The following is a 7,532-nucleotide window of genomic DNA, read 5'->3' as shown; positions in this document are numbered from 1 at the left end:
TAGCCCCGCCCAGAGCCACCCCAGCAAGATGATAACTCGTTTAGTCACGCAAAAAGATTAGGTGAAAGATGGATTGGTGTAGGCGCAGAGGGAGCCCTAACGCCACTTGGCTTTTGCCAATGGTTGTGAGAAAAGTGCTAAAACAGACTCGGGCGCGAGTGAGTACCCACTTCTGTTAAGAAGCAGCGAATTCGTGGGCAAAGCGGGTCCAAGAGGCTCTTAGCCAGAGCTTCAGTTTCAAACTACTATTTGAACGAAATCAAGAAATACAACCCAACGCCCTCGAACTATTCTATTGCAAACTTATCAATAAAATCATAAAGGCAACACATTCTATAGCAAGTAGCACATTGCTGCTTACTGCTTATTAAGAATATAACAAAACTCTAGTATATCAGACAATGCACTGACAGTTAATGATATACTATAACAATTTGCATTATACTATAATTAGATTAGTTATGTAAATACTTTCAATAATCACAATCACATTAGTTACAGAAACATAGAATTATACAATATTTTATAAATTAATATAAAGGGTATTTCTCGCTTTTTTGCTGAACGTAAGCTTTGCTCAAGAGCTTAGCGGGCGGTCTTGCTATACATCATCAGCTCTATATACACAGACTGCAGACTACTAAAGAATTACCGATGCGCCACAGATGCAAATAAGCGCCAGTCACTAGCATTGACGCTGATCATATGGAAACGGCCTAACCATTAATTTTATGTGATATTCTCGGCTAAAATCAATTATATCTTTATAAAGTCGTATACTTAGGCACTTGGGGGTGCATATTGGGTTACATTCTTTCTGGGAACGGTATGAGAACAGAGTTACTCGCGCCGCGCCGCCCTTGGGTTGGTGCGCTGGCGGCCAGCATATGCCTAGTTGGCACCTTGGCCTTGGGGAGAAAGAGTCCAATAAGTTTCAATGCGGCGGATACAAGTGCAATACTAAGTAAGGCCGAGGCTGCCCCAACTCGCCAGCTCACGACGGTTTCTACGCTAGCATCAGCCAGTGACACCATACGCATCAACTGCGGCGGGGGGCAGTTCCAGACGGCTGGGCCCGAACCCAAGGTGTTTTTGGCGGATACATACTTCAAGGGTGGCACGTCTTTTAGCAACCCTGCAGCCCAAGATATAGCGCAGACTCAGGAAGATGAGCTGTACCGAAGTGAACGCAGTGCGGGCGTTGACCGCGGGGGCTTCAGCTACCACATTCCCGTTACGCTTGGTACCTACCGAGTGCGTCTGCACTTTGCTGAAATTTACTTTGGTGCGCCGGGCGGGGGGCCAGGTGGCCAAGGCCACCGCATTTTTAGTGTTGCGCTGGAGGGTAGGCCAGTCCTAGTAGCATATGATATCAGCGCACAGGCGCCGGCTACTACGGCCATTGTGCAGGAGTACACCACGGCCGTACTGGATGGAGAGCTAACCCTTGCCTTTTCGGCCACTGTAGATCAGCCTACCATTGCCGCTATTGAGGTAGTACGCACCACCCAAGTGCCCACCACGTCCTGCAACTGGCAACCAGCTGCCGCCGTTGACTACGAGCGAAAGGAAGGACAAAGTGCTTTAGTTGATGACTACCTCTACACCTTTGGTGGTTACTACGGCAACCTGATTGGCACCAACCTCACTCAGCGCTATGAGGTAGCTACCAACACGTGGGTTAACCTGGCCCCGGCTCCGCTAGCCGTCACGCACATGGGAGCAGCCGTAGTAGATAAGAAGGTATGGCTCATCGGCGGATTTGTAGGTGACCACCCGGGCCCCGTCACGGCAGCCGTGCAGATATATGACACCCAAACCAACACTTGGAGCATGGGTCCTCCCCTGCCCGCTCCCAGGGGGTCTGGTGCCGCGGCCGTAGTAGGCCACTACCTGCACGCTTTTGGCGGCCTCCTCCCCGACCGTCGCACTGACACGGGCGACCATTACGTGCTGGACCTGCAGAACATAACCGCCGGGTGGCAGCAGGCCGCTCCTTTGCCCGAGCCCCGCAACCACTTGGCCGGCGTGACCGTGGGCGGAAAAATTTACGCCATTGGAGGCCAGCGTGACCACGACGGCCAGCGCTCAATTGGGGCCTTTGTGCACGCCTACGACCCAGCAACCAACGCCTGGACTCGCTTGGCCGATTTGCCCGTCAACCGCTCGCACTTTGAGCCCGGCACTATTGCGCTGGATGGCCAGATTTTGATTGTGGGCGGCAGCAACAACTTCTCCGACTACGGGGATATTCTTAGCTACGACCCCGCGACCAACGCCTGGAGCACCTTCTGTACATTGCCCGCAACTCTCGTCGCGCCCTTTGCCCAAGTAATCGGCTCCACTCTAGTAGTGGCCCAAGGTGCCCGCGACAATAATGCTATTCCCGAAAAAAGCACGCAGCTTACGCCCCTTAGCCGGCAGCCCAGCAACGTACTGCGCTTTTCCTCTCCTGCTTTAAAGGCCCAGCTTTCTCAAGGTGGAAGTACTACGATAACCAACTTACTATGGACCTTAACGGGCACGGCTTCTTACACCATTAGCGCGCCTGGTGCGCCTGCGTGGTTACGGCTGCCTACCGGCACAGGAAAAGCGGGCCTGGTAGGTCAAGAAGTGTCCATTCAACTTGATGCCGCAGGCCTCTCGCCGGGTACCTACTCGGCCGTGGTGCAGGCCACAGCCCCGGGGTACGCCGTGGCCACGAGCACGGTGCAACTAACCGTAACCGCCACCGGAGTAGTATTTGCTGTGAACGCCGGCGGAGAGGCCTACACCGACGCCAATCATCTGGCGTACCAGAGCGACCGGAATTTCCGTGGGGGCACCACCTACCAGACCGCTAGCGCAATTGCTGGCACCCCCGATGATGCTCTGTACCAAACGGAGCGCTATGGCAACTTCAGCTACCATGTTCCCCTCCCCGCAGGCCAATATCGCCTAACGTTTAAGCTGGCTGAAATCTATTGGACCGCACCCCATCTTCGGCAGTTTGACGTGTTGGCGGAGGGGCAGGAAATCATCAGCAATCTGGATATCTACACCCTGGCAGGAGCCTTTGCCACTGCTCTTGACTTGGAACGCACAGTCAACGTCACGGACGGAGAGCTTACCCTGGAGTTCCGCACCGATGCCGACAACGCCAAGCTCGCGGCACTAGTGGTGCAACGGCTTTCGCCCACAAACCTGGCTGGTGCACTGGCGGCCCGTCCGGAAAAAACCTGGAGCCTGTTTCCGAACCCTGTAGCTGACCAAGCCACCCTTTCTTACATAACAACCAGCAGCCAGGCGGCGCGAGCTGAAGTGTTTAACAGCCAAGGCCACTGCGTGTGGCAAGGCACTCAGCAAGCCGAACCGGGCAGCAACCGCCTACTTATTCCAACCCGAAAGCTGCACCCCGGACCTTACATTCTCCGGGTGTACCTGCAAGAAGGAGTCATCAACGAACGACTGCTGGTAGCGAAGTAAGCTCCAGTTTTTGAGTAACCGGCTCCGCCTCGCCACGACAGGCGACCGATCCGAAAGACAGCCTTTCACGACCCAATCTACCGCTTACCCGCACCCAGAAAACCTGCTGACCATAGCCTCGCCAACGCGGGCTTATCCGAAGCCCACTAATGTACCACGGGCTTTGTTGGCAGGTCCTACCTAATTCCCACACGTGCTTATTTCTGGGTTTACAGCCCCCGCTCATCATTTATTCCTCGCTTTTTTATCACGTGTAACATGCTACAGCTTTACTCAGTGTTGCGTAGTTGGGCACTTGGCACCCTCGTGGTGAGTGCCCCGGTTTTGGCACAGCCCTCCGCAACCCCGCCACCTTCAATGGCCGCCACCAGGCTGGCCTACACCCCGTACTGCCCCGCGACACCGTCGTCCTCGTGTGCCAGTTCTCACAGGGCCGCACAGCCAACTAGTGGCCTAGCCGATGTTCAGGCTGATGTATTCCGACGGTCTTTCTTGCTGGAGCCTAGTGGCCTAGGCCAGGCTGGCGGCTGGACGGCGCGCAATGAACCCGAGCATCTGCAGGCTCAGCTGGAAGCCGACACCTATTCTCTAACGCCCACCATGCCCCCGGGCGAAGCCCCGGCCTGGCAGGTGAGTTGGAAGCTGCGTGGCGTAGGGCGAGCCGGCCAGTTGTCTCTGCACCCAGTGGCGGCGGCTCTGGCTCAGGTGCACGACAACACTGTGCGCTTTCAGCACGGCGAGGCCTTTGCGGTAGAATATGTAAACAGCCCGGAGGGTATTCGCCAGAACTTTCACGTGGCGCGGCGCCCGGCAGGGTCTGCTGGATCCGTGGAAGTAGTGCTTGCAGTGCAAACAACCCTGCAACCAGAGCAGACTGGCTCGGGAGAAATATCCTTTCGCTCGGGAGCGGGTACTCCGGCAGTACTCACCTATAACGGACTCAAGGCGTGGGATGCCACCGGCAAGGTATTGCCCGCACGCATGCACCTAGGCCACGACCAAACCCTACGGCTGGCAGTAGATGATACCGGGGCTACCTACCCTGTGACGATTGATCCTGTGGCCACCACTCCTTTTGCCACGCTTATTGGCGAGGCTTCGGCCACCAGCTTTGGCTACGCAGTATCCAGCGCCGGTGATGTAAATGGAGATGGCTTCGACGATGTGATTGTGGGAGCCTACGTTCAGAACCGGGCCTACGTGTATTATGGTGGCCAAACTGGCCTAACCACTAACACTAGCAGCCGACTCACTAATGATGTGGGCGGCAACTTTGGCTATTCGGTGAGTGGGGCCGGCGACATCAACGGCGATGGGTATGATGATGTACTGGTGGGCGCCCCCGTCGAGGGTAAGGCGTATGTGTATTACGGCAGCCGTACTGGCCTAACGGGCAGTGTTGGCACAACCCTGGTGGGCGAAATTGGCAGTACCAGCTTCGGGTTTTCGGTGGCAGGGGCCGGCGATGTAAACCACGATGGCCTGGCCGATGTAGTAGTGGGCGCTGAGGCCTACAACCGTGGGCAAGGCCGAGCGTATGTTTTCTACGGCACGCGTAGTGGCCTAGGCACCACCGTGGCAGCGGCCAGTGCAAGCATGGTTCTTACGGGTGAAGCAATTTTCACTGGCTTCGGCTACTCCGTGGCGGGGGCCGGCGACGTGAACCACGATGGGTTCAGCGATATTATCGTGGGAGCCTACGCTTACAATAGCTTTCAGGGGCGAGCCTATTTGTTTCTAGGCAGCAGCACCGGCACTAGTCCTACGGCCAGCTCAGTGCTTACCGGGCAGGCCACTTTTTCTAATTTCGGCTCCTCTGTGGCCGGCGCTGGCGACGTAAACGGTGACGGGTACGCTGATGTACTGGTGGGGGCTGTTGCCAATCAGCAGGAGCTGCGACGAGCCTACGTCTACTATGGCAACAGTCAGGGTCTGCCTGCCTCGCCCGGCTCTATCCTTACCCCCGACGTGACCAAGAACACCCAATTTGGAGGCTCAGTTGCGGGCGCGGGCGACCTGAACCATGATGGGTTTGGCGACATCATTGTGGGGGCTCAGGATGTAAACAACGGTCAGGGACTGGCCTACGTGTACTATGGCCGTGGTTCGGGGCTACCAGCTACAGTGGCAGCTACTGAGGCGGGTACTACGCTTACGGCGGGGGCGGGCAGCAGCTTTTTCGGCAATGCCGTGGCCGGAGCCGGCGACGTAAACGGCGACGGAAATAGCGACGTTGTGGTAGGGGCGCGGGGCTACACCGCGAACCTAGGCCGGGCCTATGTGTATGCGGGCAGCGGCACTCCTCCCCCATCGACTATCTACCGCCTCAACAGCGGCGGGCCCGCTTATTCCACTCCACAAGGCCTATTTGCCGCCGATGATTACTATTCGCCCCGCCCAGGAGCCACGTACTCTACTACTGCTAGCATCAACGGCACCAATGATGATGCCCTTTACCAGACGGAACGCTACGGCCCTGAGGGAACCCTCAGCTACGCTTTACCCGTCGAGAATGGCACCTACCGGGTGGTACTTCACTTTGCTGAATTTTACTGGAATGAAGCTCGGAAGCGCATCTTCGACGTAAGCTTAGAGGGTGCCACCGTACTCGATAACTACGATATTTTTCAGAAGGTGGGAGCCAATACTGCTACCGCCGAGACGTTTACCGTCACCGTTACGGATAACTTGCTGAATATCGACCTCAGCTCTCTGGCACAAGTAGGAGGCCGAGACAACCCCAAGCTCTCGGCACTAGAGGTACGCCCTCAAGAATCAATTTATCAGCTCAATAGTGGTGGGCCTTCGCTGCGCATTGGGCAGAGCACGTTTGCTGCCGACGACTATTTCTCGCCCGCCCCAGGTACCACGTACTCTACCTCCGCTCGCATTGCGGGTACCCCAGATGACGCGCTCTACCAAACCGAGCGCTACGGCAGTACTGGCCAGTTGCGCTATGCCCTGCCCGTAACCAATGGAACCTACCAAGTGGTGCTCCACTTCGCAGAAATCTACTGGTCTGGCCCCGGACAGCGGGTATTTGATGTGAGCTTGGAGGGCGCCCGGGTCCTAGACAACTACGATATATTTGTTAAAGCGGGGGCTAACACGGCCATCACCGAAACATTTACGGTTACCGTAAACGACGGCATATTAAATCTGGATATGAGTTCCTTACCCCAAGATGGAGGGGTAGACTACCCTAAGCTTTCGGCACTTCAGATTCTACCGTCCAGCTTGCCTGTGGCAGAAGTTAACTCGTTCAAAGAGCTTCAGGCGTACCCCAACCCTTCCACTGGGGATTTCACGGTGGCCTTGACCAGCACAAAGGAGCAGGCAGCCGTTTTAACGCTGACTGACGGCATAGGCCGGAAGATGCATGAGCAGCATCTATCACTACGTGTCGGCGCTAATTATTTGCCTGTAAAGACGTTAAATCTGGCTAAAGGCATGTATTACCTCTCCCTCCGTCCGCAGGATGGCACCACATTAAGAACGAAAGTGTCGCTAGAGCCCTAGCCTTACTTCTGCCTTCTTCAAAAGCGCCCCCACGGGTGCATCAGTAAGCTCTACAGCTAGCCGATGCATCTGTGGGGGCTTTTTAGGTACGTGAAGCTTACATTGTCAGCCACCTTGTTTGCAACACTTAGCTTATTAAAGTTATATTATTTCAGCACGTTAAAACATACAGCAAGTCGCACTCCATTTATAACTAATAATACATTAATGTATGAGCGCATTGAACACAGAAGTATAACACGTATTTGAATGCGCTAACCAAAACTCATTATATCGCGCATTAATGGCATACCAACGCTTGCACAGCAAATCATCATTCATTCACGGTTGCTTTAAGCAAGCTAGACAACCAAACCATTATTAGTACTTTTCTAACATAAGTTCATAAGTTTTAAGGAGAATTAACTGATCCATAAAATATAATAGTACTATTGGTAATCAACAGTCGTTTTACCTAGTACCACCTATTCTTGGCGCTTTCTATGTTGTTTCTCGGCTACAGGGTTAATAGATTTATCATCTTGTTGGGATGGCTCTGGGCCGGGCTG

2 protein-coding genes are annotated in these 7,532 nt (G+C 54.7%); both read left to right on the top strand.

Annotated features, from left to right (window positions below):
* Positions 1 to 828: 828 nt before the first annotated feature.
* Entirely contained in the window at positions 829 to 3,465 is a 2,637-nt protein-coding gene (locus tag EU556_RS25850; RefSeq protein ID WP_135437121.1) for a malectin domain-containing carbohydrate-binding protein, read from the top strand.
* Positions 3,466 to 3,822: 357 nt separating this feature from the next.
* Entirely contained in the window at positions 3,823 to 6,984 is a 3,162-nt protein-coding gene (locus EU556_RS25845) for a malectin domain-containing carbohydrate-binding protein (RefSeq protein ID WP_167855723.1), read from the top strand.
* Positions 6,985 to 7,532 lie beyond the last annotated feature (548 nt).

This window comes from Hymenobacter fodinae (genome assembly GCF_004745825.1).
GTDB lineage: Bacteria > Bacteroidota > Bacteroidia > Cytophagales > Hymenobacteraceae > Hymenobacter > Hymenobacter fodinae.
The sequence above is the reverse complement of the archived record's forward strand: the minus strand, read 5'-3'. Positions and strand labels throughout refer to the sequence as shown.

Excerpts from the sequence above, each read along its gene's own strand:
- EU556_RS25850 (WP_135437121.1), top strand. The coding sequence starts at position 829 with ATGAGAACAGAGTTACTCGCGCCGCGCCGCCCTTGGGTTGGTGCGCTG.
- EU556_RS25845 (WP_167855723.1), top strand. The coding sequence starts at position 3,823 with ATGGCCGCCACCAGGCTGGCCTACACCCCGTACTGCCCCGCGACACCG.